The 22,863-nt window shown below is 47.7% G+C and carries 22 protein-coding genes; 9 read left to right on the top strand and 13 right to left on the bottom strand.

What is annotated here, in order from left to right; genetic code table 11:
* Positions 1 to 492: an LPS assembly lipoprotein LptE gene (gene lptE / locus C8D98_RS07450; RefSeq protein WP_132873477.1), complete on the top strand. Its 492-nt coding sequence runs from the start codon at positions 1 to 3 to the stop codon at positions 490 to 492.
* Complete coding sequence (holA, locus tag C8D98_RS07445) at positions 473 to 1,375, top strand: DNA polymerase III subunit delta (protein ID WP_132873475.1); 903 nt, start codon at positions 473 to 475, stop codon at positions 1,373 to 1,375. The genes lptE and holA overlap by 20 nt, the downstream gene beginning before the upstream one ends.
* On the opposite strand, the gene sfsA is transcribed toward holA, so the two are convergent.
* Positions 1,359 to 2,057 (bottom strand): DNA/RNA nuclease SfsA, encoded by a 699-nt coding sequence (gene sfsA / locus C8D98_RS07440; RefSeq protein ID WP_132873473.1) that lies wholly within the window; start codon positions 2,055 to 2,057, stop codon positions 1,359 to 1,361. The genes holA and sfsA overlap by 17 nt on opposite strands.
* Positions 2,058 to 2,212: 155 nt before the next feature.
* Between sfsA and C8D98_RS07435 the strand changes: the two genes are divergently transcribed.
* From C8D98_RS07435 to C8D98_RS07410, 6 genes are all read left to right on the top strand, one after another.
* Positions 2,213 to 2,872, top strand: coding sequence for a lytic transglycosylase domain-containing protein (locus tag C8D98_RS07435; RefSeq protein ID WP_165871233.1), 660 nt, complete (start codon positions 2,213 to 2,215; stop codon positions 2,870 to 2,872).
* A gap of 1 nt (position 2,873) precedes the next feature.
* Positions 2,874 to 3,605, top strand: coding sequence for an RNA methyltransferase (locus C8D98_RS07430; protein ID WP_132873469.1), 732 nt, complete (start codon positions 2,874 to 2,876; stop codon positions 3,603 to 3,605).
* Positions 3,606 to 3,763: 158 nt separating this feature from the next.
* Positions 3,764 to 4,444 carry a phosphate signaling complex protein PhoU gene (gene phoU / locus C8D98_RS07425; RefSeq protein ID WP_132873467.1) on the top strand — a complete coding sequence of 227 codons (681 nt, stop codon included), beginning with the start codon at positions 3,764 to 3,766 and terminating at the stop codon, positions 4,442 to 4,444.
* Positions 4,441 to 5,112, top strand: a complete 672-nt coding sequence (locus C8D98_RS07420) for a response regulator transcription factor (protein ID WP_132873465.1) — start codon at positions 4,441 to 4,443, stop codon at positions 5,110 to 5,112. The genes phoU and C8D98_RS07420 overlap by 4 nt, the downstream gene beginning before the upstream one ends.
* The gene (locus C8D98_RS07415) at positions 5,109 to 6,821 is read left to right on the top strand and encodes a sensor histidine kinase (RefSeq protein WP_132873463.1); all 1,713 of its coding nucleotides are present in this window, start codon (positions 5,109 to 5,111) and stop codon (positions 6,819 to 6,821) included. Before C8D98_RS07420 ends, C8D98_RS07415 begins: the two co-directional genes overlap by 4 nt.
* Positions 6,822 to 6,916: 95 nt before the next feature.
* Complete coding sequence (locus tag C8D98_RS07410; protein ID WP_132873461.1) at positions 6,917 to 8,584, top strand: Na/Pi cotransporter family protein; 1,668 nt, start codon at positions 6,917 to 6,919, stop codon at positions 8,582 to 8,584.
* Here C8D98_RS07410 and C8D98_RS07405 read toward each other — a convergent pair.
* From C8D98_RS07405 to C8D98_RS07365, 9 genes are all read right to left on the bottom strand, one after another.
* Positions 8,570 to 11,383 carry a DEAD/DEAH box helicase gene (locus C8D98_RS07405; protein ID WP_132873459.1) on the bottom strand — a complete coding sequence of 938 codons (2,814 nt, stop codon included), beginning with the start codon at positions 11,381 to 11,383 and terminating at the stop codon, positions 8,570 to 8,572. The two genes, C8D98_RS07410 and C8D98_RS07405, sit on opposite strands and share 15 nt — an antisense overlap.
* Positions 11,384 to 11,424: 41 nt before the next feature.
* Positions 11,425 to 11,643 carry a hypothetical protein gene (locus C8D98_RS07400; protein ID WP_132873457.1) on the bottom strand — a complete coding sequence of 73 codons (219 nt, stop codon included), beginning with the start codon at positions 11,641 to 11,643 and terminating at the stop codon, positions 11,425 to 11,427.
* A 428-nt stretch (positions 11,644 to 12,071) separates the two neighbouring features.
* Positions 12,072 to 13,256, bottom strand: coding sequence for a THUMP domain-containing class I SAM-dependent RNA methyltransferase (locus C8D98_RS07395; protein ID WP_132873455.1), 1,185 nt, complete (start codon positions 13,254 to 13,256; stop codon positions 12,072 to 12,074).
* 96 nt (positions 13,257 to 13,352) lie between these two features.
* Positions 13,353 to 13,667, bottom strand: coding sequence for a MerR family transcriptional regulator (locus C8D98_RS07390; protein ID WP_132873453.1), 315 nt, complete (start codon positions 13,665 to 13,667; stop codon positions 13,353 to 13,355).
* Positions 13,660 to 13,935: an integration host factor subunit alpha gene (locus C8D98_RS07385; protein ID WP_132873451.1), complete on the bottom strand. Its 276-nt coding sequence runs from the start codon at positions 13,933 to 13,935 to the stop codon at positions 13,660 to 13,662. The genes C8D98_RS07390 and C8D98_RS07385 overlap by 8 nt, the downstream gene beginning before the upstream one ends.
* Positions 13,936 to 13,982: 47 nt before the next feature.
* On the bottom strand, positions 13,983 to 14,903 hold the full coding sequence (locus tag C8D98_RS07380) for a hypothetical protein (RefSeq protein ID WP_132873449.1): 921 nt from the start codon (positions 14,901 to 14,903) through the stop codon (positions 13,983 to 13,985).
* A gap of 9 nt (positions 14,904 to 14,912) precedes the next feature.
* The gene (fusA, locus tag C8D98_RS07375; protein ID WP_132873447.1) at positions 14,913 to 16,973 is read right to left on the bottom strand and encodes an elongation factor G; all 2,061 of its coding nucleotides are present in this window, start codon (positions 16,971 to 16,973) and stop codon (positions 14,913 to 14,915) included.
* Between the two features lie 93 nt (positions 16,974 to 17,066).
* Positions 17,067 to 17,768, bottom strand: coding sequence for a flagellin (locus C8D98_RS07370; RefSeq protein WP_132873445.1), 702 nt, complete (start codon positions 17,766 to 17,768; stop codon positions 17,067 to 17,069).
* A 1-nt stretch (position 17,769) separates the two neighbouring features.
* Complete coding sequence (locus C8D98_RS07365) at positions 17,770 to 18,768, bottom strand: type II secretion system protein (protein WP_132873443.1); 999 nt, start codon at positions 18,766 to 18,768, stop codon at positions 17,770 to 17,772.
* A gap of 84 nt (positions 18,769 to 18,852) precedes the next feature.
* Here C8D98_RS07365 and C8D98_RS07360 point away from each other — a divergent pair, with 84 nt between their 5' ends.
* On the top strand, positions 18,853 to 20,922 hold the full coding sequence (locus C8D98_RS07360; RefSeq protein ID WP_132873441.1) for a prepilin-type N-terminal cleavage/methylation domain-containing protein: 2,070 nt from the start codon (positions 18,853 to 18,855) through the stop codon (positions 20,920 to 20,922).
* On the opposite strand, the gene C8D98_RS07355 is transcribed toward C8D98_RS07360, so the two are convergent.
* From C8D98_RS07355 to C8D98_RS07345, 3 genes are read right to left on the bottom strand one after another with little or no spacing between them, the layout of a single operon-like run.
* On the bottom strand, positions 20,919 to 21,761 hold the full coding sequence (locus tag C8D98_RS07355; protein WP_132873439.1) for a tRNA (adenine-N1)-methyltransferase: 843 nt from the start codon (positions 21,759 to 21,761) through the stop codon (positions 20,919 to 20,921). The genes C8D98_RS07360 and C8D98_RS07355 overlap by 4 nt on opposite strands.
* Positions 21,754 to 22,653, bottom strand: a complete 900-nt coding sequence (locus tag C8D98_RS07350; protein ID WP_132873437.1) for a PP-loop family protein — start codon at positions 22,651 to 22,653, stop codon at positions 21,754 to 21,756. The genes C8D98_RS07355 and C8D98_RS07350 overlap by 8 nt, the downstream gene beginning before the upstream one ends.
* The gene (locus C8D98_RS07345; RefSeq protein WP_132873435.1) at positions 22,653 to 22,844 is read right to left on the bottom strand and encodes a thiamine biosynthesis protein ThiS; all 192 of its coding nucleotides are present in this window, start codon (positions 22,842 to 22,844) and stop codon (positions 22,653 to 22,655) included. Before C8D98_RS07345 ends, C8D98_RS07350 begins: the two co-directional genes overlap by 1 nt.
* Between the last annotated feature and the right edge of the window lie 19 nt (positions 22,845 to 22,863).

The raw sequence follows: 22,863 nt of genomic DNA, 5'->3' as shown, positions 1-22,863 counted from the left end.
ATGATAAAGAAAGCCGTTCTTTTAACACTGCTTATGACTGTTTTCGTGTACGGCTGCGGCTATAAAATGGCTGTGACCGGAACCAAGGCGGCTTTCAAAATCTATCCCGCATCCATTGAGAACGTATCGAAAGAGGCAAACATTGATCACCTGTTCGAAAACGAGGTCAAATCGTACTTCTCATCGATAAACGCTCTGGCTCCTCAAAGCACAGCCGACTACGTGGGCTATGTCACACTGACCGGCGTTTCCTCATCTGCGGCCGTTAAGCTGACATCCGGACAGACGGCGACATTCGACCTCTACGCCACGCTCAACATCACAGTTAAGGACAAAGCCGGAAACGAGATTTTCGTTAAAAGCCTCGGCTCAAGCGTAACCTATAACCAGACATCATCGCTGTCCGCATCGGTCAGCAACAGGAATAACGCCATAAAACAAGCTGTCAGAGACGCTCTGGAAACATTCAGATATGAATTCGAAAACAGGTAAACCTTTCTGGTATATAGCAGGAAGCCTCTTTTATCAGGAAGAGCAGTCAAAAAAACTCCTCGCTAAAATGGAGGACTGCGAAACGGAGATTTTCAACCCCGAAGACCTGTCGGGTGACAGTTTTTTCGGTTTCACAAGCTCTGCACCGCTTTTCAGCGAATCCAAAGCCGCCGTGGTCAAATCATTTGACTCGGTGAAAAACTCTGACCAGTTCATAAAATCCTGCGCGAACTGCATCGAATCCGCCATAATCATCATGACGGAAGAGACAAAAACAGATAAGAAACTGTCCGCCGCTCTTGATGCGGCCGGATTTAATCTGCTGATAGAGGAATCGAAAAAGCAGGATATCACAGCAAGGGTCATCAGAATGTTCTCCGAGGCGGGTTTCTCCATAGACACCGCCGCCGCAGGGCAGATAAACGAGCTTTTCGACGGCAACCTCTCCATGGTAAAGAGCGAAGTGGACAAGCTCACCGCATTTTTCGCCTACAAAAAACCTCAGACCCAGTCAGACATACTGAACGCCATCACGGCAAAACGTCAGGACAACATCTTTGTATTCATAGACAATTTTACCTATCGCAAAAGAAAGGAATGCTTCGTCCTGCTCACAGAGTTCATAGCGAGCGGCGAAAACCTGCGGATACTCATTAACCTGCTGTTCAAGCGGATGCGTGATGTATACGGAATGCAGGTTTCAAAGGATATGGTAAAGGAGAACAGATACTTTCTTCTGGACAGAATAAAGACAGGAGCAAAGGCATGGAAGAAGCAGGAACTTATCAACCTGTTCTCAGTGTTTGCCGAGCTTGACTATATGATGAAGACCGGACAGACGGATGATGAGGCATATCTGACACGTCTCATCGGTTTGCTTTAAACTCACCGCCCCTCACAAGTCTGACGGTCTCGTTTTCCATATCAAAATCAGTCATAACTGTTATAACGTTAAGCCCCTGCCCCACAGCATCATTCAGAGCTTTGTCATATTCATTGTCTATCTCAGAGGCGATTCTGAAAAACGGCCTGTCCACCTGACACACATATATCATGTAAGGGTCGTATCCTTCCGCCATGGCTTCAAGCAGAAGACCGATATGCTTTCTTCCCCGCTCCGTCACCGCATCGGGAAACATACAGAATTTTTCATCGAACAGGGTTGCATTCTTAACCTCGGCCAGAAACCTTCTGCCGCCCTTTTCCCCGTAGAAATCCAGGCGGCCGTCACCGTATTTATATTCACTTTTCAGGGCTGTCACCGTCTGAAGCTCCGCCACCTCGCCGTCGAGTATCCCTCTGCGGGCAACCGTGTTCATAAGAATGGTGTTTGTCAGCACCCACTTATCCTCCACCAGAAAGCCTTCCAGAGTATATTTCAGCTTGCGGTTCGGGTTGTCGGAAACGGAGAGGAGCACATCCCTGCCCTCTTCAATTATGCATTTCATAGTTCCGGTGTTCGGGTTGTGCGCAGTGACCACTTCACCGTCCATAAGCACATCTGCAAAAAATCTTTTATATCTTTTTATGAACTTGCCTCTCAATAACTTGGGGTATTTATACATTCTGTCATGCCTTCCGTTTAAAATTTTTCTCTTTACTTTTACATCGGGGATGAATATTTTGTGAACATCAAATATGCTCAAATACTTTACTATCGGGAATCATGTTCAACATAAGAATTACTAATAAGGCACAGAATACTCTTGCAGCGCTGTTCGTGTCTATAACTATTGTTGTTTTCGGCTTTCTGGTAATGAATGTGGTATATCTGACTGCCATAAGCTCCACAGTGGACAGAATAAGCTCCGAAAACACACTGGATTCAGAGAGTTACAGACAGTTCTCAAACAGCCTCGAAAATGAAAAACGCAGGCTCTCATTCGCCGCTCTGGTGATGGACATCAAAAACGTTCTTGAGATCTACCGACCCAACACTGGCGGCATGAACTATATGGACTTCGCCTATCTCATAGCTTCGGAATCCTTTGAAAAGGGAATCGACCCGTATCTGGTTCTGGCAGTCATCAAAACAGAAAGCTCCTTCCGCAGACACGTGGTGTCCAACAAGGGCGCAGTGGGCTTTATGCAGGTTCTGCCCGGAACGGCCTTTTATGTGTCCGATATGCACGAAAACATAAACCTCGGCAGCCGCTCAGAGCTTTTTGACCCTCAGAAGAACATCCGCATAGGTATAAGCTACCTCGCCTATCTGCTGAATAAATACGACAATCAGAAATATGCCCTCATAGCCTACAACATGGGTCCCGGCAACCTTCAGAAACAGATGAGAAGCGGCGGCGCAGTATCAGAAAAATACTACAAGGCCGTTATGTACAACTACGAGAGGATTTTGAGAATATCCAACAGGACAAGCTGATTTGGAAGGTATCAAGGTTCTTCTTTCAAACCCCGAAGGTGCTGTTAATCTCGGTTTCATAGCCCGTGCCATGGCAAACACAGGGTTCTCCGACCTTTCCTACTCAGGCAGACTGAACAGGCTCCACCCCACAGCTTTAAAATATGCGCTCATCGCCTCAGATATCCTTGAGAACGCAAGGCAGACCGAGGATTTTGACGGGCTTATCAAAGGTTCCGACAGAATAATCGGAATAAGCATGCGCACCCCGCAGACCGAAGCCCGGCACATACATCTCTCTGAGCTTAAAGGATGCCTGAACGACATCCGCTCAAAGGGGCTGACGGCCGGACTGCTTTTCGGAAACGAGAAGGCGGGGCTTTCAAACACTCAGCTTTCCTCATGCCACAGATATGTAAGCCTCGACACATCAGAAGCGTTTCCCAGCATGAACCTTGCTCAAGCGGTTATGGTGGTTCTCTGGGAGATAAAAGACATTCAGCCCGTACCCCACGAAGCCGACATAAAATATGCCGGCAGAGCCCTCATGGATGCCCTGACTGAAAAGATGCGCACGTTTCTGACAACCTTCGGATACCTGAACCCGCAGAACCCCGAAAAAATATTCGAGGAGATACGCCGCATGACAGAATCGAAAAATCTCACCGAAAGAGAGGTTCAGCTTATGCTCTCGGTGATGGGCAAATGCATGGGCGAACACAGCGCCGCTCTGAAGAAATCCCGAAATATCTGACACAAAACTCATAATTTTACATCTCTTTGACATCTTTTTCACAGGCATCTTACAGATTTTAATTATTGTTGTCCTGAAGCGATAGGTTCAATTTGCCCTAATCAATGTTATAATGGCAGATATACTCAATGACCTAAGCATTTATGAGGTGACAGCAAATGGCAGCAATCAGACAGGAAAAAGAATACATCCAGCTTAAGGGTATGCTTGCGGAAATGGCGACAACAGCGACAAAGATGGTTTCCGACTCCATCAAATCACTGGTGAACCGTGATCCGGAACTGGCTCTTAAGGTTATCGAAGAGGACGAGCGCCTCGACAGGCTGGATGTTGACATAGACGAGCACTGTGTAAAAATGCTCGCACTCTTTGAACCCAAAGCCATCGACCTGAGATACGTTATCACGGCAACACGCATAATAACCGACATCGAGCGAGTGGGCGATCACAGCGTCAGCATATGCAGAGACTCAATAAGGCTCTCCGAACAGCCCCAGCTCAAGCCCTACATCGACATCCCCAAGATGGCAGAGATCGCCACAGGAATGATACACGACTCGCTTGAGGCGTTCTTCAACTCCGACACAAAGCTGGCCTTTGACGTCATAAAGCGTGACGATTTGATAGATCAGCTGAACGATCAGGTCACAAGGGAACTGCTCACATACACTATGGAGGACGTTACCAAGCTCCACGCCGTTCTCTCCGTTCTCAACATCTCCCGAAGACTGGAGAGGATAGCCGACCACGCAACCAACATTGCAGAAATGGTTTACTATATGGTTGAAGGCAAGATCATCCGCCACACGGTATTGACCGTCGAAGAGGAGGAAGCATGATAAAAGTCCTTGTAATAGAAGATCATGAGGAGATAAGGGATCTTATCTCCTATAACCTTTCCAGAGAGAACTGCGAGACCATCTGTTTCGACAACGCAAACGAGGGTCTCATCCACCTTGAGAACAACGAGGTGGATATAATCCTCCTCGACCTCATGCTCCCCGGCCTCAAGGGAATGCAGTTTCTCCAGATCGTGCGGAACAACAAAAAATTCTCCGGCGTACCGATAATCATAATCTCCGCAAAGAACGCCGAGCAGGATATCATAAACGGTCTGGAGATGGGGGCTGACGACTACCTGACAAAACCGTTCAGCATAAAGATCCTCATCGCCAAGATAAACGCCATCCTCCGCAGAAACCCCGCCATCAAGTCAAAGGTCATTTCCATCAACGGAATAAACATTGACACCGGAAATTATACCGTTACAGTGGACGGAGAGGACGTGAGTCTTACGAACAAAGAGTATGAGCTTCTGCTGATGCTTCTGAAACATCCTAAAAGAGTCTTCACCAGAAACCAGATACTCAACGCCGTGTGGGGCTATGAGTCCGACGTATACACACGCACGGTGGACACACACGTTTCATCGCTCCGCAAAAAACTCGGCGACAAGGGCGCATTCATAAAATCCGTGCCCAAGATAGGTTACAGAGCAGACATATGAGATCGTACCTTAAAGTTTTCTTCGTAATTTACATTCCCATAGCCCTCATTCTGGGACTGGGCTGGCACATGAGCACCAAAAAGCTCATGCAGGCCGAACTGGTCAAGTTCGAGTCGGAAATGCGGAATAAAGCGGAGATACTGAAAGGTTACAAGTTCAAAAATACGTTCGATGAACAGACCCATTCCCAGCTTGCCGAGCTTTCCAAAAACACGGGAATCCGTGTCACCATTATCAGAAAAGACGGCACTGTTGTTGATGATTCCTATTTCGGCGAACAGCAGATAGAAAAAATGGAGAACCATTCACGAAGACCGGAAGTTGCCGATGCTTTCATCAGAGGCGAAGGGCACTCCATAAGAAGAAGCACCACAACTGAAAAGTCCATGAGCTATTTCGCAATGAAATACGACAGCGGGCTGGTGCTCAGGGTCTCCTACCCCATGTCCGACCTGAAAGCAATTCAGGACAACATGATAAAACAGAGCGTCTCGACCTATATCTTCCTTTTCATCGTGGTGGGGCTTATCTCGCTCTATCTTGCAAGACGCATAAGCAACCCCATCCATCAGCTCTCTCTGGTGGCCGACAGAATAGAGGCGGGCGAAACAAAGATATATTTCCCCTCCTTCAGCGACAAAACCCTCACAAAACTGGTAAGCGTAATCTACCGAATATACAACTCCATGCTCCAGAAGACAAAACAGCTTGAACACGAAAAACAGAAGCTGAACCATATCTTCGGAATCCTTGAAGAGGGCATAATCCTTCTGGACAGTAAAGATTCCGTTCTGCACTTCAACGAACGCACCGTTCAATACCTCGGCAGCAACCTTAAAGAGGGGCAGAACATCATTAAGCAGACAAACGACATGGAAGCTCTCTCCTTCCTGACGGACATTCTTACTGCCACCGACTCAAAACGAATTCAGAAGAGCCTAAGAGGGCGTATCTATGAAATATATATAAGGGTTTTCGACAACGAAAAGCTGATAGCCTTTTTCGACATAACAGAAAGAGCCGAATATGAGCAGTTTAAAGCGGAACTGATAGGCAACATCACCCACGAGCTTAAAACACCTCTGGCCATGATAATGGGCTACTCAGAGACCATAATGAACGACCCCGACATGGACAGGAAGTTCCACGACAAATTCATCAACATAATCTATAACAGCTCAAACAGGCTGAATCTGCTGATCAACGATATTCTTAAGCTCCACAGGCTTGAAATGCTCCGTGAGGACATAAACATTGAAGAACCGACGAACATTCAGGAGCTGAAAGAGGAGATAGAATCCTATTACGAAGACAGACCCCAGACAATCACCATGGAATCGAAAGCCGACGAGGCATACGTTCTGCGGGAACATCTGAACAGTATAATAACCAATCTGGTTGACAACGCAGTCAAATACTCCTCCGGCGAAACCATAAAGGTTTCACTGGAACAGTCGGAAGGCAAGGTCACACTGAACGTTGCGGACGAAGGTCCCGCAATACCCGTTGAAGAACAGCAGAGGATCTTCGAACGTTTCTACACTATGGACAAATCCAAAAACCAGCACTCCACAGGCACAGGCCTCGGTCTTTCAATAGTCAAGCACATAGTCTCACTCTACAATGGAAAAGTTTCCGTTCAGAACAATAAAAAAGGCGGCAACACTTTCACGGTAGTCCTTGAAGAAAAGAAGAAAATTGAGATTTGACAAAAATTTAACAACACAAAAACCTGACTTTTTTCTTGCATTTTTTTAACATCTCTGTATTCTGTCACTGATTTTATAAACAGTGGCGGTGACGTATGTTTGACTCCCTATGGGTTGAAATCCTGTTCGGCACGATGGGCGGACTGGGTATGTTCCTGTTCGGTATGAAGCTGATGTCCGAGGGGCTTCAGAAGAGTGCAGGAGAGGGTCTTAAAAGAATAATCGAAAAATTCACTTCTAACAGGTTCATCGGAACTATCGTCGGAACAGCAGTAACAGTTATTATCCAAAGTTCATCAGCAACAACAGTCATGGTGGTCGGCTTCGTTAACGCAGGGCTAATGAACCTTATGCAGGCTCTCAGCGTTGTTTTCGGAGCTAACATCGGAACAACAATCACAGCACAGCTTATCGCATTCAAGGTTACGGCCATTGCCATGCCCGCAATAGGTATCGGTGTTGTTTTTGCAATGTTCAGCACCAACTCAAAACTGAAATACTACGGAGAAATCATACTCGGCTTCGGTCTTCTCTTCTACGGAATGGAGGCCATGACAAAAGCTTTTGTGCCTCTGCGTGAGATGCAGGGATTTGTGGATATGTTTGTCTTCTTCGGCAAAAACCCAATAATAGCCTGTCTGGCCGGTGCTGTACTCACCATGGTGGTTCAGAGCAGTTCCGCAACAGTGGGTATAACTATTGCCCTCGCCTCCACAGGAGCACTGGATTTCACAGCCGCAGCAGCACTTGTTATGGGTGAAAACATAGGAACAACCATAACAGCGAATCTTGCCGCACTTGGCGCAAACAGAACTGCGAAACAGGCCGCACTGGGTCATTTCCTTTTCAACTTCATAGGTGTATGCTATATGCTGGTTCTCCTGCCGGTTCTCATCCATTTTGTGGATGCCATAACCCCTGGAGCAGTGGATTTTATCGCCGCTGACGGTTCCAAGCCCAACATCGCAAGACACATCGCAAATATTCATACATCATTCAATATTATAAACACTATAGTGTTCCTTCCCTTCCTTCCGCTTATAGCAAAACTTTGCGAAAAGCTGATCAAGCCTGAAGAAAACACTATGACAAAAATGCTCCGTCTGGATGCAAACATGCTCAAAACACCCTCAATAGCCATTGCTCAGGCCAGAAAAGAGGTTGTGAACATGTCCAGAATATCAATGGATATGCTGAATCTTGCAAAAGAATCCTACAGCACAAAAGTGTCTAAGACCGGAGAAATTAAGCTTATGGAAGTCAAGCTGGATCAGTATGAGAAAGAGTTCAACGATTTCCTCTCTCTGCTGTCCCGCCAGAACATAAGCTCTGAAACCGCCAAGACAATTGAGGAACTGGAAGTTGTTATCCAGAACCTTGAAAAACTCGGCGACAACGCAGACAACATCGCACGTTTCACCGACAGAATGCTCCGCAAGGAAATGGCATTCTCAGAAGAGGCTGACCGTGAGATCAAATACATGTTCGACGTGGTTCAGAGATTTGCAACCGCAACTCTGGCACACTACGGAACGGACAACGACATCCGTGAGATAGATCTGAACGACGAGGAGCTGGTGGACAGCCTCCGCAAGAAGTTCAAGAACAATCACATGCACAGGCTCAACGAGGGCAAATGCAATATCAACTCAGGGCTTATCTTCGTTGATATCATAAACAACCTCGAAAAGGCCGCAGACCATGTGTATAACGTCGCTCAGGTGATGGTATACGCTCAGGAAAAGGGCTTAAAATCCTCTTAAACTGTTCCAGCTGACGGGGATGCGGATTACCGCCCCCTCTTTAAGAACCGCATTAATAAAACCTCCTGTCATCCCATGGATCAGGAGGTTTTTTGTTACCTCCACATCCTTCTGACAGTATTCGGCTATCAGGTCTATCCTGCCCTGCCTGTACCACTCCAGAGCCTGCAGTCCGTCCGCAGTCTTCTGCGCACCGATGGTTGCTCCCGCCAGATTGTCCAGAGAGAACCTGCGTCCGGTGCTGTTCAGCACGTCGGCAAGCATATCGAACACTATTGTTTTTGAGAAATCAGGCTTCCTGTATCCGGTTATGACCTTGTTGTCAAACCCTATGTTGTTGAATCCTATTATTATCTTAGCACCCTCAAGCCGCTGTATGAATGCCTCTTCCTGCCCTTCGGCGTAGGTTTCGTATTCGTCTTTCTCAAACGAATAGACCACCGCAACCGATATCCCCATCCTGTCGGCATTCTTCCAGCCGCCGACCTCATCAGCCGACAGTTTAGTTTCAATATCGTAAACCAGCATATCCGTTCTGGGTGTTTCGGCTATTTCGGTTTTCTGCACGTCAAATCCCCCTTTCAGAAGCATCTCCATAATATGCACCGCCCCTGCCTTATCCAGAGGATAGTTGCCGCTGCCGCACTTTGGCGAATAGATGCATGCCGGACAGCCGCTTTCGCAGTCGCAGTCACGAACCAGTTCCAGAGTTCTTTCCATCAGTTTGTCTATGATTGAAAAGACACGCTCGTTTATACCTATTCCGCCGGGATATGCATCATACATGAACACTGCGGAGCTTTGTAGCTGAGGATGAAACGGATAGGATATGCCGCCGATGTCGTCCCTAGCCGCCAGACAGAAGGTTGGTATCACCGATATCATGGCATGCTCGAATGCGTGGATACTGCCCATGAAGCTGTAGCCCGCATCCTCAACCGACTGTTTAACGGCATCCGGAACCAGAACATACAGCCCCTTGGTGGCAAACTGGATCGGAACTTCCTCAAGCTCAACGTCAGAAATTTTCTCCCCTGTGCGTGTCGATATCCTTGAGAAGCCCGTGAGCTGTTCGGTTACCCTAAGTCCGCAGAAACAGGCGCTTATGCCCTTACGGACGGTCTCTCTTATGTTCTTCTCCACCATGGTCTGCTTAACTGTGACAGGCATGGTGTAGTAATTGCCGTTGAACGGCTCTGCGTGTATCTCCCGCTTGGCCTTGTCCACCGATTTTATGATGAAGTTGTTGCCCCGGTGCATGTATATCGCACCCTCAAAATTCTCCATATACGCTCTGCGGCCTGATGCCGTGGCTATGAGGGTGTTGTTACAGTGGATGGTATAGCTGTCGCCTGCCATGCGGAGGTCCACATCCATATAAGGGTATTTTGCCAGCGTAAAGAAGTCCGTACCCTCCCCGTTTACAAACAGGGCGCTGTCCAGAGCCATTTTATCGATAAGCTCTTTGTTCTTATGGTAATAGTCCTCACGGACGTTTATTGGTTTTTCATAGGCCGCACAGCGGATGTGAGCCTTGTTGACGTTCTCGTTCTCCGTGTCCAGCACCACGTTCTCAAAAGCAGATTCGTAGAGCTTTTCCGGATGTTTCACATAATACTGATCCAGAGCGTCGTTGCCGGCCAGCAGGATTATAAGGCTGTCCGAACCCCTTCTGCCGCTGCGCCCTGCTCTCTGCCAGAGGCTCATCAGCGATCCCGGATAGCCCGCCAGAAGGGTGCAGTCCACCCCGCCTATGTCTATCCCCAGCTCGAATGCTGATGTTGATATAACAGCTTTCAGTCGCCCCTCTGACAAGTCCTTCTCTATCTCCCTGCGCTCCTCCGGCAGAAAGCCCGCACGGTAGGATGAAACTGTCTTCGCATAACCGCTGTCGGAGTTGAGCAGATTTGCAAAGATCCGCTCTGTCTGCTTTCTGGATTTTGTGAAACAGATGGTTTTGAGCCCCGACTCAATGTTGGTTTTCAGCAGGAAACTGCTCATGGTGACAAGTGGGATATCGGGGCTTATCATCATGAAATGCCTGCGCCCCTGAGGTGCACCGTTTTTGTCTATATGGGTGAATTTTCTGCCGAACATTGTCTCCGCCAGTTCCAGCGGATTGCCTATGGTGGCGGAACAGCAGATTATCTGAACGTTCGGAAAAAGACGCATGAAGCGTGCGAAAAGGTTGTAAACGTGGTTGCCGAAAATACCTCTGTAGGTGTGCAGTTCATCAACTATTATGTATTTCAGACCAGCCAGAAACTCAGACCATTCGTCCCGCTTCGGCAGAACGGAATAGTGGATGATGTCGGGGTTGCTGAATATTATGTTCGGTCTGTCCTTCTGAATTTTACGGCGCAGTTTCTTGTCGGTGTCGCCGTCAACAACTGCTGTCTTTATCCCCGCACCAAGCGGGATATGGCTCAGGAAGTTGTCCAGATTGCGCATCTGGTCTCTGCCCAGTGCTTTCAGCGGGAAGAGATACAGCGCCGTTATGTTCCTGTCGTGGTAGATATCCTCTATGACCGGAAGGTTATAGCAAAGGGATTTGCCGGATGCCGTAGGGGTTGTGATGAGCACGTTCTCACCCCTGCGCACAGCCTCATAGCTTTCCGCCTGATGAGTGTACAGAGATTCTATCCCCGTATCCGAAAGGGCATCACGGATTATCCCCGACCTGATGACATCAAGGGGGCAGGTCTCGGCCGACTTAGCCTCAAAGACCTTGTTAAAACAGACATATTCGCCGAATCTGGATTTTTTTATATAGTTGACGATGTTCTCTACATTCTGCATTCAGGGATTGTATTACCCCGCAGAAAAGAGGTCAACCGTTTTCACCGCTGACGCCAGTCCTCCGCACCGCAGCAGGAACACTGACGCCTGTGGGGCGCATTCTTCTGGCCACAGTTTCGGCATGTCTTCATCACAACGAAGTAATATGGAATTATGATTGCGTAGGCTATCAGGATTATCAGCGCAACAAGCTGAAAAAATTTGAATTTGAAGCCCAGCAGAATTGAGACTATGAATATTATCGAGCCGGTCCAGAGCATATTAAACCGCCTTATGAATATAATATTTTATTATAGCATAAGATTCTTCTGACTGCCAGAGGATGGAGAATGGTGAGATTTCTGCAGTGCCGTGAAATCTGCCGTCATCCTGAGGCAAAAGCCGAAGGATCTCTGTCTTTATAATGAGATTCTTCGTTGCACTCAGAATGACACCATGTAACTGTCATCCTGAGGCTTAAGCCGAAGGATCTCAAACAACAGAGATTCTTCGCTACGCTCAGAATGACACCATCTAACCGTCATCCTGAGGCAAAAGCCGAAGGATCTCAAACAACAGAGATTCTTCGCTACGTTCAGAATGACACCATCTAACCGTCATCCTGAGGCTTAAGCCGAAGGATCTCTGTCTTTGCAATGAGATTCTTCGTTGCACTCAGAATGACATTTTAAGACTGCATTCTGCTCGTTTAATCGGCGGACTCTTCTTCTTCCTTCACTCTCTTCGTCCCTTCATACATTTCATACTCAAGGAGTCGGCACTCAATGTTTGAGTTGTGGAAGACGTGACGGCGGGCGGCTTTCAGACCGACCTTTTTTGCAAGGTTGGGGTTGCCGGTAAATATGAAACAGCGGCTGCCCTTGCACTTCTGTTTGAAAAAATCGCCCAATGCGGAATATATCGGTTCCAGAGCCTGTTCGTCGCCGAGGCGCATGCCGTATTCGGGGTTGACTATCAGGATGAACTGACCTGACTTGGGCAGGTGGCTCTCTCTGAAATCGCAACGCTGAACGTGGATGAGGTTCTCGAAACCAGCATTCTTAATGTTCTCCTGTGCCGCTATGATGGCATCACGGCTTACATCGGATGCCTGAATCTTTATCTCAGGTCTTTTGCGGATGCCGTCCATAGCTTTTCTGCGGACAGCTTCGAAATCCGCAGGATCATAACCTACGATATGCATGAAACCGAAATTTTTTCTGTATGCACCTGCGGGGGTGTTAGTAGCCACCATTGCCGCTTCGATGCTAAGAGTCGCACTTCCGCACATGGGGTTGACGAAACCTGTGGAGCCGTCATAGCCGGAAGCCATGATAACTGCCGCAGCGAGTGTCTCCTGCATGGGTGCTTTATTGGGGTTAATTCTGTAGCCTCTTTTTGAGAGGGGTTCGCCTGACGTATCCAGATAGATTGCACAGTCGTTCTCTTTCCAGTAAAGGAAAATAACCGTTTTTGTCTCAAGGGGACCTGAGTCCGGACGTGAGTTTGTTTGCTCACGCATACGGTCAACTATGGCATCTTTCAGTTTATAAGATGCGAAACGGGTATCCTTGATGGTGTCGTTAAGAACGGATGCGGAAACGCTGAAATATCCTTTCTGGGGGATAATATCCTCCCAGGGAAGTTTGCGTCCGTTTTTGTAGAGAACGTCGGGGTTCTGTATTCTGTATTTATCCAGACACCAGAGAACACGGTGTCCGGTTCTGATATGCATATTAAGGAACATGCAGTCTTTAAGCGTTCCTTCGGTGGCAACAGCGGCCTTGCGTGTATAAAGGATGGGGAAGCCCAGATTTTTCAGTTCCTGCTCAAGATATTGGGGAATCTCTTTGGGGCATGTAATAAGTATTTCACTTTTTTTGTCAAATTTCATTTTTTATCTCTCCGAGGATATGGACTATACAGAAAAAAAGAATAAAAGCAAGGATTGAAAAGGGATTCGGCAGGAAACAAAAAACTCCTGACAGGGTCAGGAGTTCAATATCTTTAATATATCAATTAGTTCAGCCCTGATCTCTTCATTTGCAGATTTTGCGGACGAGTCATCATCACCGCTGATGTCCTTGAGCCGTTTCTTCGCTCCTTCAATGGTGTATTTTTCTTCATACAACATCTTCATGAGCATACGGATAAGCTCAATATGCTTCTCGGTGTAAAACCGCTGACCGCCGCCTGACTTTGAAGGCCGAAGCTGTTTAAATTCTTTTTCCCAAAAGCGTAAAACAGATGGTCTAAGACCGGTAATCTCGCAGACTTCGCCTATTTTGTAATAGAGCTTAGTCATTTACCTCGTCTTTGAAGATCTGGCTGGGACGGAAAACAACAACAGTTCTGGGTTCGATAACAGTTTCGATTCCAGTTTTGGGGTTACGTCCGATTCTGCGGCCTCTTTTCTTCACTTCGAAGTTACCGAAACCGGAGATCTTTACATTAGTTTTTTCAAGGATTTTTGTACGGACTTCTGTGAAAAGCTCATCAACAACTTTTGCGATGTCTTTCTTTGTAAGTCCGAGACGCTCGTGAATCAGCTCAACAATATCAGCTTTAGTCATATAAACCTCCACGCTACTACTGAGTTTATCTGCTTAAATTCCTGTCGTCAACGGTTTTTATCGTTTTCGTTTAATATTTTATATTTAGATGAGCCGATTCCGCTTGCATTTGCCAGTTTTGTGGCCAGTTCCTCACTGGTGCAGCACACCTCGATGTCATACAGATCGGTCTTTGAAGTCTCTGGTAATATTAGACCTTTTATGCTGTTCGCCTCAAGGAAGACCATCGCCGAACCGCTATCATCGAAGCTTTTTACATAGCGCACTTTTCTTCCGGAAATTATCAGCGAAGATCTGTTATCAAACTTATAAACATGCCATTTTTTCTGTTCTTTGCGTTCCGAACCGACACGGGACATTTTAAGGTCGTTATTATCCGCCAGAGTTTTGACATCTCTGGAGGCCTGAGAATCTATCCCGCTGAACACTATTTTAAAACTTCCCGAATAGATGGGCAGAAGCTCCACATCCCTCTGGGGGATACGCTTGGGCGGTTCGCCTATGTTTGTTATGGGCGAAACCTTCTCCTCGGGTTTCTCCTCCTGCTCCTCCACAGGGGGAACAAAATCTGAAACGATTATAACACCCTGCTGTCCCTCTGTTTTCGGACTATCCGCAAGCTGTCCTATTTTTGAATACCCTTCCAGAACCATAGGGTCAGGCTTTTCAGGCACTTTCTCTTTTGTCGTTGAGGGCACGATGTTTTTCAGACTCTTATCTATGGCCGGAACGGCTAATTCGTGGTTTGCAATATATTTTGTATAGATTACGAAAGAAGGAGAGAGGGAGCACAGGAATGCGCAAAGAATTATAACAGGAAGGGACAGACCCTCACGTCTGCCCCCGCCTTTAACTTTTCCGCTGAAAACCACACGGCTGAAAAGATCATCCGTCAGTTCCCCGTTCAGGAGCATATGTATCTCTCTTGCGCTCCTGTTGTGATATTTCAGCAGATTTATTTCATTCATTTAAGCGAATCAAGCCCCTTTATTTTCGGCAATGACCTTGTCCACCAGATGGGAAGGCAGTTCTTCATAATGAGAGAACTCCATTGTGAACATTCCATGTCCGCCTGTCATACTACGCAAATCCGGAGCATATTTCAAGACCTCAGACATGGGAACCTGAGATCTTATGTGCTGGCCGTTGGTTTCCGGCTCAACGTTGGCTATGCGTCCCCTTCTGGCGTTCAGGTCGCCGATAACGGCACCCGTCATATCGTCGGGAACAAATACGTCCAGATTCATAATAGGTTCAAGTAACACAGGTTTGGCATCCAATGCAACCTTTTTAAACGCCATCGACCCTGCTATCATGAACGCCATTTCCGATGAGTCCACAGTATGATACGAACCATCGTAAAGCACAGCCTTGAAGTCTATCAGCGGGAACCCCGCCAGAACGCCCTCCTGAGCCGCCTCTATGATACCTTTTTCAACAGCGGGAATATATTGTCTGGGCACTGCGCCGCCGACAATATTATTAACGAACTCAAATCCGCTGCCGCTGTTGGGGTGCAGTTCGATATGCACATCACCGTACTGACCGCGGCCGCCGGACTGTTTCTTATATTTTCCCTGACCTTTGGCAGATTTGCGGATGGTCTCCATGTAGGGCACTTTGGGTGATTTCAGCTCGACACTTACGCCGAATTTGTTTTTCAGCTTCTCAACCACCACCTCGATATGCATCTGCCCCATGCCCTTTACAAGCAGGTCGCCCGTACGCTCATCCCTGTCCACACGCAGACCCACGTCCTCCTCCATAAGCCTGTGAACGCCGGAGGAAACCTTGTCCTCGTCGTCTTTTGATTTCGGCTTGATTGAATACGCAAGCAGAGGAGCCTGAAGCTCATATTTGGGGAAGGTTATCTTGCGTTTCGGGTCGCAAAGGGTGTCGAAGGTCTCTGTGTATCTCAGTTTGTTCACCATGCCTATCTGGCCTGCGGTGAGCCTGTCCACCTTGACGTGGTTTTTGCCCTGAAGCAGATAGAGCTGGGTTATCTTCTCTTTTTTACCCGCCTGAGTGTTGTAGACCTCCGAGTCGTTGGAAATCTCGCCGGAAACCACACGGAAAATAGTGAGTTTGCCCGCAAACGGGTCTATAAAGGTTTTGAACACATAGGCCGAAAACTCCTTGCTGAGGGGATCCACATGAATCTCCTCGCCCGTTTCCTCAACTATGGCCAGTCTGTGTTCCCTTTCAATCGGTGACGGCAGATATTTTATGATAGCTTCCAGAAGCAGCTTGCTTCCGATATTCTTAACAGCCGAACCGCAGATAACGGGGATGAAGCGTTTGGATATAGTACCCTCACGCAGACCTTTAGTTATCTCCTCTTCCGTAAGGTCGCCCTCTTCCAGATATTTTTCTATCAGAGCGTCGTCCGTCTCGCTGACAGCTTCGAGCAGCTTTATCCTGTATTTTTCGGCTTCGGGCAGAAGCTCCGCAGGGATATCATGCACTGTATAAGCCGCTGTGGGTTCTTCCGGATAGAGGTATGCCTTCATCTTCACGAGGTCGATGATACCTTTGAAATCCGTCTCCTTGCCGATGGGCAGGAAGATGGGAAGCGGGTCGATTTTGAATGATTTTTCGATGTCTCCGAGGGCTCGGAAGAAGTCCGCCCTGTCCTTGTCCATTTTGTTAACGAAAATAAGTTTTGCGAGGTCAAATTCTTCTGCGAATTTCCATACCCGCTGTGTTTCCGCCTTAACGCCGGTTATCGCCGATGCGATCACCACTGCTCCGCCGACTGCGGAAAGCCCTGCCCTTGTTTCGTGCAGGAAGTTTGCATATCCGGGAGTGTCCACAATGTTGATCTGGGTTTCCAGCCACTCGATTGAACTGACCTTTGCGTGGAGAGACAGATGTCTTTCGATCTCAACAGGGTCAAAGTCCATTACACTGGTTCCATTGTCCACACTGCCGATTCTGTTCGTTGCCTTGGCATTGAAAAGTATGGCTTCAACCAGACTTGTCTTGCCCGCACCTCCGTGGGAAATAAAAGCGACGTTTCGTATTCTCTTTATGTCCATAGGTCACCCTCCTGAAGAGTCGGATGCAATATTATCAATTATATCATGTGATATTGCGGAAACAACAAAACAGGAGAAAATATTAAGATAATGTCAGATACCGAGGAGGCTCAGTACTTTTTCGGGGGTGAGGTCTTTGTTGATATCGTCGGGGGATGCACTTCTGAGGGCATCGGCAATGCTTTGGGCGGCTTGTTCCGCCTGATATTCGGACATGATTTCAGCGGCAGATCTTTTTATGTTGTTTATGCGGACGTCGAAGGTTTCAACCTGAGCACCGCTCATGGCAAGTTTAGCGGCAACTTTGTTAAGGGCGCTGTTGATAAGCCCAACAGGGTCTCCGGCTTCAAGGTTGATGACCTCAAGCCCCAGTTGCCGTGAGTCCGCATCGCTTATTACAGGGGTTCCCTGAAACTGGGATGAGTTTGCGGTCTTGTCTATGGTGTAAAGCGTCTGCTCCGCCTGAGCAACGATAGCATCCTGCTCCGCCAGGGAGAGGTCGCCGGTCGTGTACTGCATGGCGAGACTGCGAAGACTCTTGAGCATGTTGTTGACGTCCATAAGGGCACTCTGGCGTGTCTGCTGATAGCTTACGCTGTCCTGAACGTCTCTGGCCTGAAGATATGCGGATGTCTGCCTGCCCTTGCTTAAGGCCGTCTGAGACCGCTGAGCGGTTTGAGATGATAAATCTTCCGTCTCTTCATGGCTGACTTTGGACGTAGCGGTATTCTGAATGTTCTGCTTCTTTCCGCTGCTTATGGAAGTTACGTTCGTCGGCGTTATTTTTTCTATCATTCTACTGCTCTGCGTTTAATATGAATGTTCGGGTGTAGCCGTTACTGTTAATGTCTTTGGCCTTTTGCGCTTTGTCACGAACATCAATTTTTATTCTGTACTGGCTTTTTCCCAGTGCCGAGTTTCCGGATATTTTAAGATGATGCCCCTGAACCCAGCTGGAAGAACCACCGTCAAGAGCAGTCCCTATCTGACTATCGTTGTAGTCCCTTCTGGTTACTGAAAATCCAAGAGCGTCAGTGTCTGTGAATCTCCATTCATATTCAGCCTGATTGCTTGTACCGTTGAAAGGAATCCCGCCTTCAACATAAAAATTGTATGAGTAAGAGGTACTTTTTTTAACGGCCGGCATCATCTGTGATGTGAATTTAATGTATTCGCCGTCACATCCTACCTTTGACCGCAGTTCGTTCAAAGATATCCAGTCGACTATGTCGTCATACCCTTCAGCACGGTTAGTGACTGTAGTGTTCGCATCAATCACACTCCCTTGCGGATATACCTTCACAACACCGCTTACATCGGCAGTCTGAAGATTTTTGTTATCACCGCCGCTTGCCATTACAAAAGCTACATTTTCTACTGTAGTTTTGTTGGTATCCGTATTATCACAGGCAGCTGTGGTACATATTATTACCTGAGTATTCGTATATGAGGCTCCGCATACTGAGTTAATTTCAGGTGATAATGAATCAAGCTCCCATGTGGACATAGATTTATCAAGTATAGGATCAACATAGTAATACAAATTTATATTATACCCGTCTGTGGGATAGGTCACGCTTCCAGAAAATTCATCCGTTGTCGGCAGTTCATAATTCGCCTGAACGTAACTTACAAGCGCATTTTTGTTGGCTTCCATCATCTGCCTTGTCTTCTCCGAGCCGCCCCTGTTTACAAAAAGAGTAAGAACAGACGATGCGGACGCAAGGACAAGGCCGAAGATAACCAGAACAATCGCCATCTCAAAAAGGGAGAATCCTCTTTCATTCTTTATCATGATACTATTATAGTATAATTTCCCTTTAAAAAAAAGCCCGACTTGATATATAATTAAATACTAAAGGGTGATTCGGGACATATCATGAACAAAAAAGCGTTTACACTGCTGGAGCTGGCCATAGTTCTGCTTATCATAGGCATCCTGTCCGCAGGGGCAATGCGCATGATGTCCGGCGCATTCACAAGCTCAAAATACACCCGCACAAAGAACTCCATAACACTGGCAGTTAAAGAGATTGCCGACTACACCGTCCGAGCCCGCAGGCTTCCGGCCTCAATTCAGGGCATAATTTCACAGGAAAGGGACGCTTTCAACACCAATCTGGAATATTTTGCAGACACCACCGCAACGACAACAGCATCAATATGCAATATGACGTCTACACCGCTCACAATAAATGTGTGCTCAACTGCCGACTGCTCCGGCGAAACCATTACGGAAAATAATGTCGCATTCATTCTGGCAAGCCATGGAGAGGACCAAGCACCGCAATATACCGTCAGCGGTACAACCTATACTTTCTACAAAGACGGTGTAAATGTTGATGAAGAGGAATCCGACGATGTTGTGGGCTGGATGACACTCAACACACTCAAGGCAATGGCGGGATGCGAAGGATCGCTGTCAATCGAACAGAACAAGCTGCCCGATGCCATAGCAATGAACACCTACAGCTACACCCTGACACCAAAAGGCGGAGTGGCACCTTATGACTGGTGTATTGAGACTAACAACCACCCGACCCTGCTCGGTGCTTTCTATTTCGGTTCCTCCGCTAACCTGAACGCCAAAAACGTCAATAGCAGAGGAGCATGCAGTTCGACCTCAAACTATGTTAACGATATAGGTGAGGTTATCCTAAATACAAACGGTGCCGCACTGGACACCAATAAACTTGGCGATGACAACTCCGGTTCATCACTGATAACTGTCCGTTTGAGGGATTCTGAGGGAACAGAATTTGTAAAACAATATGACCTGAGACTGCTCAGGCAGTTCGAAGTTGCCATGGATGCACCTGAATCTACAACAACACCGGGCGAAGGTTTCAGTGACTTTGAATCAAGCCTTGGTGAAACGATAAACAGCAACGGCGATCCGAATTCTGCATCTGTAATAATCAAAGAGGGCGAAATTCAGATAGTTCAGAATAACAAGAAAGATTCCGTATCCGTCTTCACCAGCTGCACCCCAGCGTCATGCCCGCCTTTTGCAAACAAAGGCAAGTTTGCGGCCTATTTTGTGTACAGCTATTCGAATCAGGCATCATGGCGGGAAGTTTTCGGGCTGACATTCGCCGTTATAAAAAGCTACAAACCCGGAACAAGCGCAACAGCCGCAAACACAACCCTCGGACTGACCGGCGACAGCGGTCCCGGAATGGGATATGGAGACAACGGGTGGATTGACGGAATAAACGGCGGAAACAGCTTCGGGGTGGAGTTTGACCTTTCTCAGGAGAGTTTCCAGATGGATCCCGACGACGATCATCTGGCAATAGTTTCCCGTGCGGATGTGAGAACCAACTGGAACACGCCGATGTACAGCTATTCAGCGGACAACTGGCCGATATATAACCCGCTTCAGGTCTATACATCCCATGCCCAGAATGTGCACAACACAACCATAAACAACAACCCCGACCAATACTGGTCTCACAACGATGCCAAAGGCACGTCCAAACAAACGGGCAAAGGGGTTTATTATGACAGTACGTCCGCTGTTATACCCAACAACTACAACGTTGCAACTCCCGTTAAATACGGAATAAGGGTTGAAGCACTCTCAGGCTGCAATTATAAATGTTCGGTATGCGACAAGCAGACAGGAAAGAACAACTACATATTCATAAACGTGTGGAGAGCATCGGAAAGTGCAATGGCGGCCAACTCGACTCTGGCCTCGAACATGCAGACAGTGGTATCCAAGCACCACACATATGACTATATAAACGCTCCGGCCGCAACAAGGGCATACCCTGCGAATCTGGGCACACCGCTGATGACAGACTGCGTGCCCGACGACACAACCACTAACCGGACTCTGGATACTATCCGCTACGGATTCACATCCGGAAAGTGGAGCTACAGCTACGACAATTATATCAAGTTCATAATCACCGATTTCAAGGCATCGGTGAGTCAATATTAATCCTCTTCGGGCATAGCCTCTTCTGAGTCAGCCTCTTTTTCGGGAGCGTTCTCACGAACGGGCATGGGAACAACCTTGCGGGCTTTGATAAGAAATGCGCTGTGGTTATACGTCCACATCTCAGGACGAACCGAACGGCCGTCTATCTTCCACGGGCGTTTTGTTATCTCAAAGGTCTCTATTTCTTCAAATATTCCGCTCGCCTTGAGGTGCTCCACAAGTGTCACAGCCTGAAGGATGGTGGGCAGGTAGCATACGATAAGACCGCCGTTGACAAGACCTGTGCCGCAATGTTTAACAACATGCCAAGGCTCAGGCAAATCGAGCACTATTCTGTCGAACTCGCCGTCAATGCCGTCGTAAACGCTTCTTATCTCAATTGAATGGTTAGGGGCATCGCCGTAATATTCGCCGATGAACTTTGCGGCATCCATTGCAAAATCCTCACGGATTTCGTAGCTGGTCAGCTGCCCTTTGCCGCCCAGAGCATGGAGCAGTGCTATGGACATTGCGCCCTGACCGATACCCGATTCCAGAACCCTCTGGTCGCCGTGGATATCGCCGGACATGATTATTGCCGCACTGTCCTTGGGATATATTATCTGCGCTCTGCGCTTGATGTTCATAACATAGTCGCTGTATGTGGGATAGAAAACACGGTAGGCCACGCCCTTCTGGGTGTAGGCAACGCCGCCGTCACCGGCCTTTATGATTTCTTCGTGGTCGATATAGCCGAACTGGGTGCTGAACCGCACGCCCTCTTTCATTCTCAGCAGGTGGCGTTTTCCCCTCACCTCGTCTATAACAAAAGCCAGTGAACCGAATTCAATTTTAGCCATTAAGTTTCTCCGTTAGTCTGCAGAAGGAACACATATCCAGATAGGACTCTGTCCCGCATTTTATGCATTTTTTTAATTCGCTGTCTTCATTTGAAACATAGGGAAATCTGTCCGCCGCCGCCCTGAAAAACTCCCCGTAAAAGAAATGCTTTGTACCGGGAATGGAGCTTTCAAGCTCGTTCAGCACCTCTTTGAACTTTATGGATGATGCGCCCTTGCTTTTGGGGCACTCATCGGGGATATAGTCTATCCCGTTCAGAAAGGCGTAGGCCGCAACCTCTTTCTCGGTGAGGCGTATCAGAGGCTTGACCTTGCGCTTCATGGTCTCGCCCTCTTCCGGCAGAACAGGACTCATCTTCGAAAGATGTTTTGTGTCCCAGCGCAAAACGTTTCCGAGCATTCTTGCGGTCTCGTCGTCCAGATTGTGCCCTGTGGCCGCCACAGTGAAGCCGCCGTCCAGAGCCGTTTTATTGAAATAATGCCTCTTCACCTGTCCGCAGACAGAGCAGTCGTTGCGCTTTGTCTTTGCCGCCAGCAGAGGAATGGGGCATCCCTCTTCGTCAAGATCTACTATTATAGCTTTAAGCCCGTGCTTTTCGGCAAAGGCGTTAACTTTTGCTTTGGAACGGATGGAATATTCGCCGATGCCGAGGCTCACATACATCCCGACAGTATCGTATCCCATCAGGTTAAGAACATGCCACAGCACCAGACTGTCCTTTCCGCCGGAAACACAGACCATTATCCTGTCGGTCTTTTTCAGCATTGAGTGGTCTTTAACAGCCGTTTCCACCTGTCTGTGGAAATACTCGGTGAAATGCTCTTTGCAGAATCCGGCATTATGCCTCATCATGCTGATTACGGCATTGGATTCACACTTAACACATTTCATCAGCCGCCGCTCACCACGGAAATCAGCTTTATGCGGGTATCCTTTTTGACCCATACGTCGGAAGTTACAAGGCAGTCGTCAACAACAACCAGAACGGCATTTTCGTTCTGACCGATATCCTTCAGAATATCCTTTATTCTGCTCTTTTCAGACTGTCTGACTGTTCCGTCGGGAAACTCTACTGTAACCATTGTTCCTCTTATGTTCGGG

The organism is Seleniivibrio woodruffii (assembly GCF_004339245.1).
Lineage (GTDB): Bacteria > Chrysiogenota > Deferribacteres > Deferribacterales > Geovibrionaceae > Seleniivibrio > Seleniivibrio woodruffii.
Note: the sequence above shows the minus strand (reverse complement) of the source record. Positions and strands in the feature narration are given on the sequence as shown.

Coding starts and splice junctions, on each gene's coding strand:
- C8D98_RS07405 (WP_132873459.1), bottom strand. CDS start 11,383: ATGCAGAATGTAGAGAACATCGTCAACTATATAAAAAAATCCAGATTC.
- C8D98_RS07365 (WP_132873443.1), bottom strand. CDS start 18,768: ATGATAAAGAATGAAAGAGGATTCTCCCTTTTTGAGATGGCGATTGTT.
- holA (WP_132873475.1), top strand. CDS start 473: ATGAATTCGAAAACAGGTAAACCTTTCTGGTATATAGCAGGAAGCCTC.
- C8D98_RS07415 (WP_132873463.1), top strand. CDS start 5,109: ATGAGATCGTACCTTAAAGTTTTCTTCGTAATTTACATTCCCATAGCC.
- phoU (WP_132873467.1), top strand. CDS start 3,764: ATGGCAGCAATCAGACAGGAAAAAGAATACATCCAGCTTAAGGGTATG.
- C8D98_RS07350 (WP_132873437.1), bottom strand. CDS start 22,653: ATGAAATGTGTTAAGTGTGAATCCAATGCCGTAATCAGCATGATGAGG.
- C8D98_RS07395 (WP_132873455.1), bottom strand. CDS start 13,256: ATGAAATTTGACAAAAAAAGTGAAATACTTATTACATGCCCCAAAGAG.
- C8D98_RS07380 (WP_132873449.1), bottom strand. CDS start 14,903: ATGAATGAAATAAATCTGCTGAAATATCACAACAGGAGCGCAAGAGAG.
- fusA (WP_132873447.1), bottom strand. CDS start 16,973: ATGGACATAAAGAGAATACGAAACGTCGCTTTTATTTCCCACGGAGGT.
- lptE (WP_132873477.1), top strand. CDS start 1: ATGATAAAGAAAGCCGTTCTTTTAACACTGCTTATGACTGTTTTCGTG.
- C8D98_RS07410 (WP_132873461.1), top strand. CDS start 6,917: ATGTTTGACTCCCTATGGGTTGAAATCCTGTTCGGCACGATGGGCGGA.
- C8D98_RS07355 (WP_132873439.1), bottom strand. CDS start 21,761: ATGGCTAAAATTGAATTCGGTTCACTGGCTTTTGTTATAGACGAGGTG.
- sfsA (WP_132873473.1), bottom strand. CDS start 2,057: ATGTATAAATACCCCAAGTTATTGAGAGGCAAGTTCATAAAAAGATAT.
- C8D98_RS07385 (WP_132873451.1), bottom strand. CDS start 13,935: ATGACTAAAGCTGATATTGTTGAGCTGATTCACGAGCGTCTCGGACTT.
- C8D98_RS07370 (WP_132873445.1), bottom strand. CDS start 17,768: ATGATAGAAAAAATAACGCCGACGAACGTAACTTCCATAAGCAGCGGA.
- C8D98_RS07345 (WP_132873435.1), bottom strand. CDS start 22,844: ATGGTTACAGTAGAGTTTCCCGACGGAACAGTCAGACAGTCTGAAAAG.
- C8D98_RS07420 (WP_132873465.1), top strand. CDS start 4,441: ATGATAAAAGTCCTTGTAATAGAAGATCATGAGGAGATAAGGGATCTT.
- C8D98_RS07400 (WP_132873457.1), bottom strand. CDS start 11,643: ATGCTCTGGACCGGCTCGATAATATTCATAGTCTCAATTCTGCTGGGC.
- C8D98_RS07390 (WP_132873453.1), bottom strand. CDS start 13,667: ATGACTAAGCTCTATTACAAAATAGGCGAAGTCTGCGAGATTACCGGT.
- C8D98_RS07360 (WP_132873441.1), top strand. CDS start 18,853: ATGAACAAAAAAGCGTTTACACTGCTGGAGCTGGCCATAGTTCTGCTT.